This is a genomic window from Achromobacter sp. HZ01 (assembly GCF_003267925.1).
In the GTDB taxonomy this organism is placed as follows: domain Bacteria; phylum Pseudomonadota; class Gammaproteobacteria; order Burkholderiales; family Burkholderiaceae_B; genus Achromobacter; species Achromobacter pulmonis_A.
On record NZ_LWKV01000006.1, the window covers coordinates 61,423 to 77,435 of the forward strand.

Sequence of the window (16,013 nt, forward strand, 5' to 3'; positions counted from 1 at the left end):
GACGGCGCTCAGGCGGGCTTGAACACCATGAGCCAGAAGATGGCGAGAAAGGCCGCCAGCGCCGGAAATCCCAATATGAACCAGGCGCGGAAATAGCGCATGAAGCTTGGCGAGAGCGGCTGTCCCGCGGCGGCGCAGCGGGACGCGCTGTCGCGCATCCGGATCTGCAGCCAGACCACCGGCAGCCAGCATGCGATGGCCAGCGCATACAGGCTCAGTGACCACGCCACCCACGGCGTCGTCAGCGGCAGTTGCATCAGGTGGATCAGATACAGGCCGGTCAGCGGCTGGGCGACGGCCGTGGTCGCGGTGAACAGCCAGTCGGCGACGACCACGATGCGGGCCACGGCGGCGACCGTGCGCGGTTCGCGCTGCAGCACCACGCACAGCAGATAGAAGGCCGAACCGATGCCGGTCCCGAACAGCAGGGACGACGACAGTATGTGCAGCAGTTTCACCAGCAGATAGTCCATCAGCGCCTCGCTTTGCTGCGGGCGGCGAGGGCGAGCAGCGCCAGCACGGCCAGCATGGGAAGATTTTTCGATATCGGGCCGAATGGATGCAGCCATTGCTCGGGCAGTCGCCAGCTGATGATGGCCGTGTAGGCCAGGATCAGGCCGATCTGGGCCCGCCACAGCAACACCGCATCGACGCGCCGCCAGGCCAGCGTGAGAAGGCCGAGGACCAGGTCCAGCGCCGCGGCGCCATACAGCGCGGCCGGCGCCAGCGCGGCCGGCACGCCGGCCCGTTCCAGCAGGGCCAGGCTGTCGCGCACGGGATAGCCGAATATCGACACCGCGGCGGTCCACAGCCAGACGGCGGCCAGGCTCAGGCGCAGCAGCGGCAGCATATTGTCCAGCGCGGCCCGGCTCCACAAGGCCTGGCGCAGGTCGGCGTCCACGAAGTCCTGCGGCGGCCGCGGCGCGCGGCCCAGCGCCGCGCTGAACGCGGACGGGTCCGCGGTGTTGCCGCGCTCCAGCATGGACAGGCTTTCCGGGTTGAACAGGCTGCCCGGCAGATGCCGCCCGATGCGCGCGGCCGCGCGCGCCAGGCCGCCGGGCAGCGCAATGACGCGCTGGCGTGCGTCCACGCCCAGACCGCGCCGCAGCGCGGCCAGATAGTCGCGCAGGCTCAGCGCCTGCGGGCCGCAGAAGGCGATCGTCACGACCCGGTCCGGCGGCGAGGCCAGTAATGCCGAAACGCCCGCCACCACATCCTGGACATGGACCGGCTGGATCTGTTGCCGGCCGCCGCCGGGCAGCGGCAGCAGCGGCCAGAGCGCGAGCCGGTCGAACAGCGCGGCGCTTGCGCCACCGGGGCCGTACACCAGCGAGGGCTGCACGATGTGAGCGGGCATGTCCAGCGCGCGCAGCGCATCGTCGGCGGCGCGCTTGCTGCGGTGGAATTCCGAGGCGGCGCCGGCGTCCGCGCCCAGCGCCGAGAAATGGATGACGCGCACGCCGCGCTGGCAAGCCGCATTGAACAGCGCGACGGGCGCGGCCCCGTGCACGGCGGCATAGCCGTTGTCCGCGCTGTCATGGAATACGCCGACCGTGTTGATCGCGGCCTGCATGCCGTCGAGCAGCGGCGCCCAGTCGGCGCTGCGGTCCATGCGGCGGAAGTCCGCGGGCACGAATCTTGCGCCGCGCATGCCCAGGTCGCGCGGGGTGACGGCGCGCACCGGGCAGACCAATTCGTGGCCGGCGTCCAGCAGGGCCGCGAGCAGCCGGCTTCCGATGAAACCGTGGGCGCCGGTGAGCAGGATTTTCACGACTCGTTCTCCACATTCCGCCGCGGGCGGGGCGGCGTCAGCGCAGCAAGCCTCATGCCGCCGGAGGCCCCAGCACAGGAGGCATGCACCATGCGGGTTTGGCGCGACGCATTTTTCGAAGGACTGCGCAGCGGCACGCTGGCCAGCCTGTTCTCGGTCGCGATACTGACGGCGGCGGGCCGGATCGAGCACGGCCGTGCGGCGCCGCCCATCAACGCCATCAGCCACTGGATATGGGGAGCGCGGGCCCTGCGCAAGAACAGCCCGACATGGCGCCATACCGCCAACGGCTATCTGATCCACCATGCCGCGTCGATATTCTGGGCCACGCTGCACGCCCGTGCGACCGGCGTCGGCCAAGGGCCGCGGCCGATCGGGCGGGCGCTGGCCGAAGGGCTGTGCACCGCCGGCGTGGCCTGTTTCGCGGACTATCGGCTCACGCCCGAGCGCTTCAGGCCCGGTTTCGAACACCGGCTTTCGCGCGGCGCGCTGCTGCTGGTCTATGCGGCGTTCGGACTGGGCCTGGCACTGGGGGCGCGCGCCTGCCGCAGCGCGGCGGCGTCCGGCCAGCGCCTTACCGTCCGTCCGCGTTGAGCGGCGGCGCCACCGCTTCCAAGGCGCGCCGCTCGGCGTTGACCGGCAGGCGCAGCGCCACCAGCCCCGCGCCGGCCATGAGCGCGGCGGCCAGCGCATAGCCCAGCGCCAGCCCGTCGCGCTGGCCGCTGTCTATCAGCCAGCCATACAGCGCCGGGCCGGCGAAGCCGCCGATGCCGGTGCCGGCCGCGTAGAACAGCGCGATGGCCACCCCGCGCATCTCGATCGGAAACACTTCGCTGACCGTCAGATAGGCCGAGCTGGCGGCCGCCGAGGCCACGAAGAATATGGCGGACCAGCACAGGGTCTGCGTGCGCGCGTCCAGCCAGCCGGCCTGGAACGCCGCGGCCGTCAGCGCCAGCCCGATGCCGGCCGACAGATAGGTCGCGCAGATCATCTTGCGCCGTCCCACCAGGTCGAACAGCGGCCCCAGCAGCCAGGGCCCCAGCACGTTGCCGAGCGCGAAGGGCAGGATGTACCAGCCCGCTTCTGCGTCCGGCACGCCGTAGAAGCGCGTCAGCACCAGGGCGTAGGTGAAGAAGATGGCGTTGTAGAAAAACGCCTGCGCCAGCATCAGCGCCAGGCAGACGCCGCTGCGCGCCGGGTAGGTGCGCACCAGCACGTGGGCCACCTCGCGCAAGCCCGGCGTTCGCGCGCTGCGGTAGGCGATGCGCCCGGCGGCGGCGGGCGGCAGGCTGCCGCGTTCGCGCCGCACCTGCGCCTCGATGTCCTGCACGATGCGCTCGGCCTGCGCCGCGCGGCCTCGCGCCAGCAGCCAGCGCGGGCTTTCCGGCACGTCGCGGCGCACCCGCAGGATCGCCAGGGCCAGGACGGCGCCGGCCCCGAACGCCAGCCGCCAGCCCAGGTCGGGCGGCAGCAGCCGCTCGTCCAGTAACGGCAGGCTCAGCCCCGCGCCCAGCGCGGCGCCCAGCCAGAAGCAGCCGTTGACCGCGAGATTGACGCGGCCGCGCACGCGCGCCGGCACCAGTTCGTCGATGGCGGAATTGATGGCCGCGTACTCGCCGCCGATGCCCAGGCCGGTGGCCCATCGGCAGGTCGCGAAGTAAATGAAGTTGGGCGAGAAGGCCGTCGCCAGCGTGGCCGTCATGTAGATGGCCAGCGTCGCGAGGAACAGGCGCTTGCGTCCCAGGCGGTCCGCCATGCGCCCGAACAGCAGCGCGCCCAGCACGGCGCCGGCGACGTAGAGCGAACCCGCCGCGCCGATCTGCGCGGCGGTGAGGCCCAGCGTGCCGGGCCGCGTCAGCACGGCCCCCAGCGAGCCGGCCAGCGTGACCTCCAGGCCGTCGAACACCCAGGCCGCGCCGAGCGCGCCGACCATGCGCCAGTGCCAGCGCGACCACGGCAGGCGGTCGAGCCGCGCGGGTATGTCGCTGCCGGGGTCGGCGCACGGCATGGTCTGGCGCGCCGCGCTATCCCAGGCGCTTGAGGATGCGCGCCACGCGCGCGATGCCGCCGGTGCCGCTGGCCGCGCGGCCCACCAGCGCGGTGCCGGCCAGCGTGTACAGCACGCGGCGCAGCGGCGTGCGCCCGCGCATGCCGGCCAGCATCAGCCATGCGCCCAGGGTCAGCACGGCAAGGTGCTCGCCGGGCAGGCCGTGGCGGGCGTCGTCGATCTCCTTGAGGCGGCGCAGCAGGCGCGGCGATGCGCGCCCCGCGCCCGTGTCCTCGTCGGTGGCGTCGGCGGGTTCGATGTCCTCGTCCGGCACCTCATGGTCCTGGGCGCGGCCGCTGGCGCGCGCAAAGCGGGGAAGGGGACGGGGGGCGGCGTTGGGCATGATGACACCTCGGGGCTGGCGGCGCTCGGGGCCGATCCGTCGCGCTCAGCAAGCGCCGTGCCCGCGCGTCAGTGGTTCTCCTTGGCGTGGTTGATCGTGTACTTGGGGATTTCCACGGTCAGGTCCTCATGGGCCAGGATGGCCTGGCAGCTCAGGCGCGAGTGCGCCTCCAGCCCCCAGGCGCGGTCGAGCAGGTCGTCCTCGCAATCCTCGACCTCGTTGAGGGTGTCGTAGCCTTTGCGCACGATGCAGTGGCAGGTCGTGCAGGCGCAGCTCATGTCGCAGGCATGTTCTATTTCTATGCCGTTCGCCAGCAGGGCCTCGCAGACCGAAGTGCCGGCCGGCGCCTCCAGCACGGCGCCCTCGGGCGCCAGGTCGGCATGGGGTAGAACGGTGATCTTGGGCATATCGTGTTCCGGGAAGCTCGGTACTAGGATGCGCGCCTGGCCGGCGCATTGCCGCCGACGCGGCGCCGCACGGCGCCGGTGCGCGCCTCGGGCTCGCGCTCTTTGTCGTCGGGTTGCTGGAGAGTGTGCAGGATGGGGCAGTTGGGCCGCTCGTCGCCGGCGCAGCAGCGGATCAGCGCCTTCAGCGTTTCGGCGATCTGCCGCATGCTCTCGATGCGCCGGTCCAGTTCGGCCAGGTGCTGCTGGGCCAGGCGCTTGACATCGGCGCTCTGGCGCGACTGGTCGTGCCACAGGTCCAGCAGGTTGCTGGTTTCCGCCACCGAGAAGCCCAGGTCGCGGGCGCGGCGGATGAAGTGCAGCCGGTCGACGTCGGCCGGGGTATAGGCGCGGTAGCCGGAGTCGGTCCGGCCCACCGCGGGGATCAGGCCGATCTGCTCGTAATAGCGGATCATCTTGGCCGACACCTTGGATGCCTTGGATGCTGCGCCGATATTCATGGCTGTCTTCCTCGATCTGTGTAAGGTGGACCCAGCCTAAGGCTTGCCATTGTGGGAAGGTCAAGCCGCCGAGGTTTCGGGCGTGTAGAACACGTCGGCGTGCATGTCCTGCGCGCCCAGCCCGCGCGAGCAGGCCATCTGCATCGCCGCCTCCACCATCGTCGGCGGACCGGCCACATAGGCTTTCCAGCCGCGCAGGTCCGGCAGGTCGTCGGCCACGGCCCGGGTCACGAAACCGACGCGGTGCGTGTCCGAGCGCGCCTCGGACAGCACGGGGATGAAGACCAGGTTGCGGTGCCGGCGAACCAGCGCCTCGAAGTGGTCCAGCAGGTAAAGGTCCTGTTGCGCGCGCGCGCCGAAGTAGACGTGGATGGCCTGCTGCATGCCGTGCGCCAGCGCGGTCTCGACGATGGACTTGATGGGCGCCAGCCCCGAACCGCCGGCGATGCACAGCATCGGGCCGCGATGGCAGGCGCGCAGATGCGACGCGCCACGCGGCGCCTGGAGCGCGACGCGGTCGCCGGCCCTGACGGCGGTATGCAGGTGGCTCGATACCACGCCGCCGGGGACCCGGCGTATGTGGAATTCCAGCTCCGGCTCGCCCGGCCGGTTGGCCATCGAATAGCTGCGCGCGGGCAGTTGCCCGAACCGGATGTCGGCATATTGCCCGGCGGCGAAATCGGGCGCGGCGCCGTCGGGCCGCACGCGCAGTCGCTTGATGTCGTGCGTCAGGTCGTCGAGCGCGACGATGGTCGCCTCGAACGCCTGCGCCGGCGCGGCCGCGGCCTCGTCATCGTCTCCGAGCCAGGCCACGGCCACGTCGGTCCTCGGCACTGCCCGGCACGCCAGGATGAAGCCGCCGGCCCGTTCCTCGTCGGTCAGCGCAAAGCGCGTGTGCTGCAGCATGTCGACCTCGCCTTCGATCAGGCGGGTCTTGCAACTGCCGCAGCGGCCCGAGCGGCAGCCGTGCGGATAGCACACGCCATGCTGCAAGGCGGCCTCGAGTATGGTCTGTCCTTCCTGGGCCGGCAGGCGGATGCGCGCCTGCCGGATATCTATGGTCTTGATGCTCATGCCCGGGCTGCTCCCTGTGCTTCGGGTTGGTGTCGTATGGTGCGGCCCAATCTATTCCTTCCAACGATCGCAAGGTCAAACAAGCCCCTTCGGTTCGTAGGGGCCAGGCTTGACCTTCCCGTCGTTGTAATGCCTAGCCTTGCCTCAAATTTTTTGCAGAGCTGCTTCGGAAGGGCCGAAGCCCTGCTGCATAGAAGGGGCATTCCATGCGTCGAAAATTCAAGATTGCTGTGATGGCGGGCGTGATCGCCGCGGCCGGGGCCGCCGCGTTCGCGGCTCGCGACGTTTCCGGCGAAACGCCGCCGGCCGCCGCGCCCGCGGGCCCGCAGGTGCCGGTGGCCGAGGTCATCGAGCGCATCATTACGCCCTCGACCGAGTTCACCGGATTCCTGGCCGCGCCCGAGACGGTCGAACTACGTTCGCGCGTGGGCGGCACGGTGGAGGCGGTGAGCGTCCCCGAAGGCAGCATGGTGCGCAAGGGCCAGATGCTGTTCCAGATCGACCCGCGTCCGTTCCAGGTCGCGCTGGATACCGCCACCGCGCAATTGCGCCAGGCCGAGGTGCTGGCCACGCAGGCCAAGGCCGATCTGGACCGCGCCCAGCGCCTGGTGTCCACCGGCGCGGTGTCGCGCAAGACCTATGACGACGCCGTCTCGGCGCGCAGCGCCCGGCTGGCCCAGGTGCAGGTGGCCAAGGCCGCCGTCGCCGCGGCGCGGCTCGACCTGTCCTACGCGCACATCACCGCGCCGATTTCCGGGCGCATAGACCGGGTGCTGGTGACCGCGGGCAACCTGGTCAGCGGCGGCGGGGCCGGCGGCGCCACGCTGTTGACCACCATCGTGTCGATCGACCCGGTGCACGTGTATTTCGACATCGACGAGGCGACCTATCTCACCGCCGTCAGGCAGGCCCGGCCCGACGCCGCCGGCGGCAAGCCTACGCTGCCCGTCGCTGTCGGCCTGACCACGGACAAGGGCTTCCCCTACCAGGGCATGCTCGACTTCGTGGGCAACCAGGTCGACCGCGGCACCGGCACGATACGCGCGCGCGCCGTGGTGCCGAACCCGGACGGCCAGCTGGCGCCGGGCCTGTTCGCGCGTGCGCGGCTGGCCACCGGCGAGGAGCGGCCGGCCATCCTGGTCGACGATCTGGCCGTGGGCACCGACCAGGGCAAGAACTACGTGCTCGTCGTGGGCGAGAACAACCAGGCGCAGTACCGCGCGGTCGAGTTGGGCCGCGTGGTGGACGGTCTGCGCGTCATCGAGACCGGCTTGCAGGCAGGCGAAAAAATCATCATCAAAGGACTGGTGCGTCCCGGCATGACCGTCACGCCGCGCCTGGTGCCGATGCAGACGGTCGCCGTCGCGGAGGCGCGTCCATGAAGTTTCCCCACTTCTTCATCGCAAGGCCGATCTTCGCCATCGTCCTGTCGCTGCTCATGCTGCTGGCCGGCGCCATCGCCTTCTGGCAATTGCCGCTGAGCGAATACCCGGCGGTCACGCCGCCCACGGTGCAGGTCACGGCCAGCTATCCCGGCGCCAATCCGCAGGTGATCGCCGACACCGTCGCCGCCCCGCTGGAGCAGGTGATCAACGGGGTCGAGGGCATGCTGTACATGAACTCGCAGATGGCGACCGACGGCCAGATGGTGCTGACCATCGCGTTCAAGCAGGGCACCGACCCCGACATGGCGCAGATCCAGGTGCAGAACCGGGTCTCGCGCGCCTTGCCGCGCCTGCCGGAGGAAGTGCAGCGCATCGGCGTGGTGACGCAAAAGACCTCGCCCGACGTGCTGATGGTGGTGCACCTGGTCTCGCCGGAAAAGCGCTACGACTCGCTCTATCTGTCGAACTTCGCCATCCGCCAGGTGCGCGACGAACTGGCGCGCCTGCCCGGCGTGAACGACGTGCTGGTCTGGGGCGCCGGGGAATATTCCATGCGCGTCTGGCTGGACCCGTCGCGCGTCGCCACGCGCGGGCTGACCGCCAGCGACGTGGTCGCGGCGCTGCGCGAACAGAACGTGCAGGTGGCGGCCGGTTCGGTGGGGCAGCAGCCCGACACCTCGTCCGCCTTCCAGGTCACCGTCAACACGCTGGGCCGGCTGGCCAGCGCCGAACAGTTCGGCGACATCGTGGTCAAGACCGGCGCCGACGGCCAGGTCACCCGCCTGCGCGACGTGGCCCGCGTATCGCTGGGCGCCGACGCCTACACGCTGCGCAGCCTGCTCAACGGCGAATCGGCCCCGGCATTGCAGATCATCCAGAGTCCCGGCGCCAACGCCATCGACGTCTCCAACGCGGTGCGCGCCAAGATGCAGGAGCTGCAGCAGGGCTTTCCGCAGGACGTGGAATACCGCATCGCCTACGACCCCACGGTGTTCGTGCGGGCCTCGCTGCAATCGGTGGCCATCACGCTGCTGGAAGCCATCGTCCTGGTCGTGGTGGTGGTGGTGCTGTTCCTGCAGACCTGGCGCGCGTCCATCATTCCGCTGGTGGCGGTGCCGGTGTCGCTGGTGGGCACCTTCGCGCTGATGCACCTCTTCGGCTTCTCGCTGAACACGCTGTCGCTGTTCGGCCTGGTGCTGTCCATAGGCATCGTGGTGGACGACGCCATCGTGGTGGTCGAGAACGTGGAGCGTCACATGGCCCTGGGCGAGCCGCCCAGGCAGGCCGCGATCAAGGCCATGGACGAGGTCACCGGCCCGATCATCGCCATCACCTCGGTGCTGGCGGCGGTGTTCATTCCCTCGGCCTTCCTGTCGGGGCTGCAAGGCGAGTTCTACCGCCAGTTCGCGCTGACCATCGCCATTTCCACCATCCTGTCGGCCATCAATTCGCTGACGCTGTCGCCGGCGCTGGCCGCCATCCTGCTCAAGCCGCACCACGAGGCGGCCCGGTCCGACGCGCTCACGCGCGTCATGGACCGGCTGCTGGGCGGCTTTTTCCGGCGCTTCAACCGCTTTTTCGACCGCGCGTCCAACGGCTACGTCGGCGCCGTGCGCCGGGCGGTGCGCGGCAGCGCCATCGTGCTGATGCTGTACGGCGGCTTCGTCGGCCTGACCTGGCTGGGCTTTCACCAGGTGCCCAACGGCTTCGTGCCGGCCCAGGACAAGTACTTCCTGGTCGGCATCGCCCAGTTGCCCAGCGGCGCCTCGCTGGACCGCACCGAGGCCGTGGTCAGGCAGATGTCGGAGATCGCGCTGGCCGAGCCCGGCGTGGAAAGCGTGGTGGCGTTCCCGGGCCTGTCGGTCAACGGCCCGGTCAACGTGCCCAACTCCGCGCTGATGTTCGCCATGCTCAAGCCCTTCGACGAGCGCACGGACGCGTCGCTGTCGGCCAATGCCATCGCCGGCAAGCTGATGGGCAAGTTCAGCCAGATCCCCGACGGCTTCGTCGGCATCTTCCCGCCGCCGCCGGTGCCGGGACTGGGCGCGATGGGCGGCTTCAAGCTGCAGATCGAGGACCGCGCCGGCCTGGGCTTCGAGGCGCTGGTGAAGGCGCAGGGCGAGATCATGGCCAAGGCCATGCAGACGCCCGAGCTTGCCAACATGCTGGCCAGCTTCCAGACCAACGCGCCGCAGCTGCAGGTGGACATCGACCGGGTCAAGGCCAAGTCCCTGGGCGTATCGCTGACCGACGTGTTCGAAACCCTGCAGATCAACCTGGGTTCGCTCTACGTCAACGACTTCAACCGTTTCGGGCGGACCTACCGCGTCATGGCGCAGGCCGACGCGCCGTTCCGGATGCAGGCCGACGACATCGGCCTGCTCAAGGTGCGCAACGCCGCCGGCGACATGATCCCGCTCAGCGCCTTCGTGACGCTGACGCGCGGCTCCGGGCCGGACCGCGTCATTCGCTACAACGGCTTTCCGTCGGCCGACATCAGCGGCGGGCCGGCGCCGGGCTACTCCTCGGGCCAGGCCACCGACGCGATCGAACGCATCGTGCGCGAGACCCTGCCCGAAGGGATGATCTACGAGTGGACCGACCTGGTCTACCAGGAGAAGCAGGCCGGCAATTCGGCGCTGTACATCTTCCCGCTGGCGGTGCTGCTGGCCTTCCTGATCCTGGCGGCCCAGTACAACAGCTGGTCGCTGCCTTTCGCCGTGCTGCTGATCGCGCCGATGGCGCTGCTGTCGGCCATCGGCGGCGTGTGGATCTCGGGCGCAGACAACAACATCTTCACCCAGATCGGCTTCGTGGTGCTGGTGGGCCTGGCCGCCAAGAACGCCATCCTGATCGTGGAGTTCGCGCGCACGCAGGAAGAAGCGGGCGCCGACCCGCTGGCCGCGGTGCTGGAAGCCGCGCGGCTGCGCCTGCGTCCCATCCTGATGACCTCGCTGGCCTTCATCGCCGGCGTGGTGCCGCTGGTGCTGGCCAGCGGCGCCGGCGCCGAAATGCGCCACGCCATGGGCATCGCGGTATTCGCCGGCATGCTGGGCGTGACGCTGTTCGGCCTGCTGCTCACGCCGGTGTTCTACGTCGTCGTGCGCAAGCTGGCGCTGCGCCGCGAAGCGCGCCGCGCCGCCGCCGCAAGCCAGCATGCATAACGGTCACCAGGACATACGAACCATGAACACGACTTTCGCCCCTTTGCGCCCGGCCCGCATGCTGGCCTCGCTGACGCTGGCGGCGGCGCTGGCCGGCTGCACCCTCGCGCCGCGCTACGAACGCCCGGCCGCGCCCATTGGCACGGCCTATCCGTCGGACCCCGCGCATCCCGCGCCCGAGGCCGGACAGCCCTTCGATGCGGCCGTCGCCGACATGGGCTGGCGCGATTTCTTCCGCGACCCGCTGCTGCACCGGCTGATCGAGATCTCGCTGGACAACAACCGCGACCTGCGGCGCGCGGCCCTCAACGTCGAGGCGGCGCAGGCCCTCTACCGCATCCAGCGCGCCGAAATGCTGCCCGGCGTGGACGCCGCCGCCAGCGGCGCTTCGGAGCGCGTGCCGGCCGGACTCAGCGCCACCGATTCCGCCTACGTGTCCCGGCGCTACGACGTGGCCGGCGTCACGGCCGCCTGGGAAATCGACCTGTGGGGCCGTATCCGCAGCCTCAGCGACCAGGCCCTGGCCACCTACCTGGCGCTGGACGAAACGCGCATCGCCACCCAGATGAGCCTGGTGTCCGAAGTCGCCAGCGCCTACCTCACGCTGCGCGCCGACCAGGAACTGCTGCGCCTGACCAACGATACCCTGGCCACGCAGCAGCGCTCCTTCGACCTGACCGCGCAACTGGTGGAGGCCGGCAACTCCACCCGGCTCGACCTGCGCATGGCGGAGATCGCCCTGCGCAACGCCGAGGCCAACCACGCCGCCTACACCCGCCAGGCCGCCCGTGACCGCAACGCCCTGGTGCTGCTGCTGGGCCAGCCCCTGACGCCCGAGCTGTCGCGCCAGCTGGACGAGGCCGCCGCGCTGCCCGACGGCATCGTGCCCACCGACCTGCCGGCCGGGCTGCCGTCGGCGCTGCTGACGCGCCGGCCCGACATCCGCGCCGCCGAGCAGATGCTGCGCGGCGCCAACGCCAATATCGGCGCGGCGCGCGCCGCTTTCCTGCCGGCCATCAGCCTGACCGGTTCGGCTGGCACGGCCAGCGCCACACTGGACGGCCTGTTCGATTCGGGCACGCGCGCCTGGAGCTTCCTGCCGCGCATCACGCTGCCCATCTTCCGCGGCGGCGCGCTGCTGGCCAACCTCGACGTGGCGCACGTGCAGAAGCGCATCGAGATCGCCAACTACGAAAAAGCCATCCAGGCGGCCTTCCGGGAAGTAGCCGACGCGCTTGCGGGCAAGCGCACGCTGGACGAGCAGATCCGCTCGGAACAGCTGTCGGTGGCCGCCAGCCGCGACGCCTACGCACTGGCCGAGCAACGTTTCAGGGAGGGCCAGGACGACTATCTGGCCCTGCTCGAAATCCACCGCACCCTGTACGGCGCCCAGCAGGTCCTGGTGCGCACGCGCCTGACGCGGCTGACCAATCTCATCGACCTGTACAAGGCGCTGGGGGGAGGGTGGACGGAGAACACAGTCAGGGCTGGCGCTCAGGCCTCGCTGTCCGCAGGCGAGGCCGTTCCCACGCGCCCGATCCGCTGAGGACCGGACCTTCTCGCCACGACAGATTCTGCACGACCCAGACGCCGCCGGCGCGGTCCGTCCAGATGATGCGGGCGTCGGTGCCGTCCAGCGCGCGCAGCGGGCCGCCGGCCGGCGCATCGGGCAGCATCGCCGCAGCCGTCGCGCCGGCGTCATCGCGCAGGGTGAACAGATTGGCCAGGGCCGCGCCGCCCAGCGCCAGCGCCAGCAGACCGCCGGCGCGGCGCATGCGGCGCGCGGATGCGTTCGGGGTATGGGCAGTGTCCATGGATCGCTCCAGGTTCTTTTGGCCGGATCAGTCCGGCAAGCGCCGTGCCCGAGGCCGCATCGAATCCCGCTTTCAATTGCGCATGGCCCGTCTGAATTGTTTTGAATAGTATGACTTACCGGAATAGTGCTTAAGCAAATCGGAAATTGACAGAATACCTGTGCAATATCAATCTTCAATCCATGGAGTTTTCGTAATGCATTGATTTTTCACTGCTCCCAAAGGAGACAACCATGCGTGAACCCACGCCCGAATTGGTGGCGCGCCGCCGCAAACTGGTCGCAGAAACCATGGCCCGCGTCAACGCCATAGAAAAGGAACATGGACAGACGCGCCAGGCGCTGGAGGCAATCAAGAACGAATTGATTTCGCTGGCCAAGGAAAGCGACGTCTTCGTGACCACGGAGTTCAAGCCCGCCAAGCGCGGCACGTTCAAGGATTTTGTCGCCTACCGCCTGAACGAGGAAAACGGCAGCGGCCGCGCCTTGTATCTGTCGCTGGCGCTGCCCGGAAAATCCAGCCCTCCGCATAACCACAAGAACTGGGCGGTGCTGGCCGGCATGGTGGGCGCCGAAGAAAACCGGCTGTATGAAGTCGACGGTTCCGGCGGGTTCCGGCAAAAGGAATCCATCATGGTGGGGCCGGGCGTGGGCGTCGCCCTGATGGGCGAGGACATTCACAGCATCCACGTGCAGGGCGTGGGCGACGAGCCGGTATGGCAACTGCGCTTTTACGAGCGCCCGCTGGAAGACCAGGTGGACCGGGAGCAGTTCGATCCCAGCACCGGAAAACGGCAGATCTTCCCGCCGAATCCGAACGTGAAGCCGACCTGACAATAAAAACCGCTGGAAGGGGACAAAAAATGAAACGACGTGAACTCTTGAGTCTCTGTGGTAAATCCGCGATTGCATTAGGCTGCGCCGGCCTGCCGGGGATCTTGCTAGCCCAGCGTCGTTTCCCCGCGAAGGCGCTCACCTACATCGTGGCGTACACGCCGGGCTCGGCCAACGACATCCTGGTGCGGATTCTGGCCCCGGAGCTCGGCCAGCAGCTCGGGCAGAGCATCATCGTGGACAACAAGCCGGGCGCGGGGGGCAGCATAGGCATGGCGGCGGTGGCCCAGGCCCGGCCCGACGGCTACACGCTCGGACTGGGATCGACCGCCACCATGGCGATCAACCGCGCGCTCTACAAGAATCTGCCCTATGACCCGCTGCGCGACTTCGAGTCGGTGGTGAAGTTCGCTTCCACGCCGAACGTGCTGGTGGTTCCCGCCGCCAGCCCGGTAAAGACGGTGAAGGACCTGAAGTCGCGCGGCGGCAAATCGCTGATGTTCAGTTCGCCCGGCAACGGCACGACCCAGCATCTGGCCGGCGTGATGTTCAGCAGCGAGGCCAAGCTCGCCACGGAGCACATCCCTTACCGCGGCCCGGCGGAATCCGTGATGGCGGTGGTCTCGGGCGAGGTCGATTTTTCGATGGCGTCGCTGCCTTCGGCCCTGGCCCAGATCAAGGCGGGGCGGCTGCGGGTGCTGGGTTGCACGTCGCTCAAGGCGCCTTCCAGCCTGCCCGATGCGCAGCCGCTGGCCGAGCAGGGACTGCCCGGCTTCGAACGCACCGAGGTGTGGTTCGGGCTGGTGGTTCCGTCCAGCACGCCCAAGGACGCGGTGCAGGTGCTGGAGCAGGCGTCGGTCCGCACCCTGGCCTCCGCCCGCATCCGCGAGCAACTGGAGCAGGCGGGATACCAGCCGGCCGATCCGAAGTCGGAGGGGAAGTTCGATCCCTTCGTGCGCGAACAGGTGGCGTTCTGGGCGGATCTGGTGAAGCGGGCCGGCGCGTCGATCGACTGACCGCCGGCCGTCAACGAGACAAGTGGGCAAGGGGAATGGAATGGTTGAGGAATCCGTCAGCGCTGCGTGGCTGAAGCAGTGCCTGGAGAGTGGCGCGGAGTGCGCCGTGATCGATCCGAGAGAGGAGGGGGCGCATTCGGTGTCGCCGCATTTGTTCCACGCGGTGAATCTTCCGCTGTCGCAGCTGGAACTGCGCGCGCCCAGGTTGTTCCCCCGCCGCGACGTGCCCATCGTCGTGGCCGGCGGCGGCGACGAGCTGGACCGGCGCGCGCAGCGACGGCTGCGCGAGCTCGGCTATACGGGCGCGGTGTTGCTCGAAGGCGGCTCGCCGGCCTGGGGCGAATTGGGGCTGCCGCTGTTCACCGGCTTCAACACGGCCAGCAAGGCGTTCGGCGAGTATGTCGAGCATGGCTGCGGCACGCCGTCGATTTCGGCCGACGAGCTGCGCGCCATGCTGGCGGCCGGGCGCCGGGTGGTGATCATGGACAGCCGCACGCCCGCCGAGCACCGGCGCGCCACCATACCGGGTTCGGTGAGCACGCCGGGCGCGGAGCTGGTGCTGCGCTACGCGGAACTGGCGCAGGACACGGAGACGACGCTGGTGGTCAATTGCGCCGGCCGCACGCGCAGCATCATCGGCGCGCAGTCGCTGATCAACGCGGGCGTGCCCAATCCGGTTTACGCCCTGCGCAACGGCACGATGGGCTGGTCGCTGGCCGGCCATCAGGTCGAGACGCAATCGTCGCGCCGTGCGCCGGAGCCGGGCGCCGGAACGCTGGACGTGGCGCGCCGGCGGGCCGCGGCCATACGCGAGCGCTTTCGCATCGGCGAGATCGACGCGGCTGCCTACCAGCGTCAGCGCGACGGCGGCCAGCGGTCCGTCTACCTGTTCGACGTGCGGTCGCAGGAAGAATTCGAGACCGGGCATCTGCCGCAGGCGGTCCATGCGCCCGGCGGCCAGCTGGTGCAGGCAACCGACACCTATGTGGCGGTGCGCAACGCCCGCATCGTGCTGTACGACCCCCACGGCGTGCGCGACGTGATGACGGCGTCCTGGCTGCGCCAGATGGGGCACGACGATGTGCTCACCCTGCGCGCCGACACGGTGGACGCCGCAGGCCTGATCAGCGGTCCGCAGGCGCAGATCGTCGTGGGGCTGGACGGCGTCCAGCCTCGCTGGCTGACACCCGCCGAGGCGGCGCGCGGCCTGGGTGAATACGAGATCATCGACCTGGGCAGCTACCGGGATTACCGGGCCGGGCATCTGCCGGGCGCGCGCTGGCTGACCCGCTCCAGGCTGGCCGATGCCTTGCGGCCGCTGCCGCCGGGCCGCCCGCTGCTGCTGGTATCGCCGGACGGGGTGCTGGCGGAGCTCGGCTATGCCGACGTGGCCGGCCAGACCGACCGGGACGTCCATGTGCTGCAGGGCGGCATGAAGCGTTGGCGGATGGAGGGCCTGCCGCTGGAAGAGGGCGAGGGCCGTCCCTTGCATGAACCCGACGACGCGTTCGTGAAGCCGTTCGAGGCCAAGGACCGCGAGGCCGCGATGCGCGCCTACCTGGGATGGGAAGTGGGCCTGCTTGATGCGGTGCAGCACCATCCCGCCGTGCATTTCAACTTGTATAAGGCCTGAGCCTCTGATAGAGCTTTCTCTACCTACAG

The 16,013-nt window shown here is 69.5% G+C and carries 15 protein-coding genes; 7 read left to right on the forward strand and 8 right to left on the reverse strand.

Annotation, left to right across the window (positions count from 1 at the left end; all coding sequences use genetic code 11):
- Positions 1-8 precede the first annotated feature (8 nt).
- Entirely contained in the window at positions 9-473 is a 465-nt protein-coding gene (locus tag A6B37_RS24090) for a DUF2269 domain-containing protein (protein ID WP_111827116.1), read from the reverse strand.
- Positions 473-1,771 (reverse strand): SDR family oxidoreductase, encoded by a 1,299-nt coding sequence (locus A6B37_RS24095; protein WP_111827117.1) that lies wholly within the window; start codon positions 1,769-1,771, stop codon positions 473-475. The genes A6B37_RS24090 and A6B37_RS24095 overlap by 1 nt, the downstream gene beginning before the upstream one ends.
- A 90-nt stretch (positions 1,772-1,861) precedes the next feature.
- On the opposite strand from A6B37_RS24095, the gene A6B37_RS24100 reads away from it, so the two are divergent.
- On the forward strand, positions 1,862-2,365 hold the full coding sequence (locus tag A6B37_RS24100) for a hypothetical protein (protein ID WP_102772754.1): 504 nt from the start codon (positions 1,862-1,864) through the stop codon (positions 2,363-2,365).
- Here A6B37_RS24100 and A6B37_RS24105 read toward each other — a convergent pair.
- From A6B37_RS24105 to A6B37_RS24125, 5 genes are all read right to left on the reverse strand, one after another.
- The gene (locus A6B37_RS24105) at positions 2,346-3,779 is read right to left on the reverse strand and encodes an MFS transporter (protein WP_111827118.1); all 1,434 of its coding nucleotides are present in this window, start codon (positions 3,777-3,779) and stop codon (positions 2,346-2,348) included. The genes A6B37_RS24100 and A6B37_RS24105 overlap by 20 nt on opposite strands.
- A gap of 16 nt (positions 3,780-3,795) precedes the next feature.
- Positions 3,796-4,161, reverse strand: a complete 366-nt coding sequence (locus tag A6B37_RS26255) for a hypothetical protein (RefSeq protein WP_246842560.1) — start codon at positions 4,159-4,161, stop codon at positions 3,796-3,798.
- Between the two features lie 68 nt (positions 4,162-4,229).
- Positions 4,230-4,568: an ISC system 2Fe-2S type ferredoxin gene (gene fdx, locus A6B37_RS24115; protein WP_102772752.1), complete on the reverse strand. Its 339-nt coding sequence runs from the start codon at positions 4,566-4,568 to the stop codon at positions 4,230-4,232.
- 23 nt (positions 4,569-4,591) lie between these two features.
- On the reverse strand, positions 4,592-5,065 hold the full coding sequence (gene cueR, locus A6B37_RS24120; protein WP_102772751.1) for a Cu(I)-responsive transcriptional regulator: 474 nt from the start codon (positions 5,063-5,065) through the stop codon (positions 4,592-4,594).
- A 60-nt stretch (positions 5,066-5,125) separates the two neighbouring features.
- The gene (locus A6B37_RS24125) at positions 5,126-6,139 is read right to left on the reverse strand and encodes a 2Fe-2S iron-sulfur cluster-binding protein (RefSeq protein WP_111827119.1); all 1,014 of its coding nucleotides are present in this window, start codon (positions 6,137-6,139) and stop codon (positions 5,126-5,128) included.
- Positions 6,140-6,345: 206 nt separating this feature from the next.
- Here A6B37_RS24125 and A6B37_RS24130 point away from each other — a divergent pair, with 206 nt between their 5' ends.
- The 3 genes from A6B37_RS24130 to A6B37_RS24140 are packed head-to-tail and all read left to right on the forward strand — an operon-like array spanning position 6,346 to position 12,234.
- On the forward strand, positions 6,346-7,521 hold the full coding sequence (locus tag A6B37_RS24130) for an efflux RND transporter periplasmic adaptor subunit (protein WP_102772749.1): 1,176 nt from the start codon (positions 6,346-6,348) through the stop codon (positions 7,519-7,521).
- A complete protein-coding gene (locus A6B37_RS24135) occupies positions 7,518-10,688 on the forward strand; it encodes an efflux RND transporter permease subunit (protein WP_111827120.1) in 3,171 nt (1,056 codons plus the stop codon). The genes A6B37_RS24130 and A6B37_RS24135 overlap by 4 nt, the downstream gene beginning before the upstream one ends.
- A gap of 22 nt (positions 10,689-10,710) precedes the next feature.
- Positions 10,711-12,234, forward strand: a complete 1,524-nt coding sequence (locus A6B37_RS24140) for an efflux transporter outer membrane subunit (protein WP_111827121.1) — start codon at positions 10,711-10,713, stop codon at positions 12,232-12,234.
- Here the strand turns inward: A6B37_RS24140 and A6B37_RS24145 are convergent.
- Positions 12,170-12,502 (reverse strand): hypothetical protein, encoded by a 333-nt coding sequence (locus A6B37_RS24145; protein ID WP_111827122.1) that lies wholly within the window; start codon positions 12,500-12,502, stop codon positions 12,170-12,172. The genes A6B37_RS24140 and A6B37_RS24145 overlap by 65 nt on opposite strands.
- Positions 12,503-12,735: 233 nt before the next feature.
- Here A6B37_RS24145 and A6B37_RS24150 point away from each other — a divergent pair, with 233 nt between their 5' ends.
- The 3 genes from A6B37_RS24150 to A6B37_RS24160 are packed head-to-tail and all read left to right on the forward strand — an operon-like array spanning position 12,736 to position 15,984.
- Positions 12,736-13,335, forward strand: a complete 600-nt coding sequence (locus tag A6B37_RS24150) for a hypothetical protein (protein WP_102772745.1) — start codon at positions 12,736-12,738, stop codon at positions 13,333-13,335.
- A gap of 29 nt (positions 13,336-13,364) precedes the next feature.
- Positions 13,365-14,351: a tripartite tricarboxylate transporter substrate binding protein gene (locus A6B37_RS24155; protein WP_111827123.1), complete on the forward strand. Its 987-nt coding sequence runs from the start codon at positions 13,365-13,367 to the stop codon at positions 14,349-14,351.
- A 40-nt stretch (positions 14,352-14,391) separates the two neighbouring features.
- Positions 14,392-15,984 carry a rhodanese-like domain-containing protein gene (locus tag A6B37_RS24160; RefSeq protein WP_111827124.1) on the forward strand — a complete coding sequence of 531 codons (1,593 nt, stop codon included), beginning with the start codon at positions 14,392-14,394 and terminating at the stop codon, positions 15,982-15,984.
- Positions 15,985-16,013: the final 29 nt, after the last annotated feature.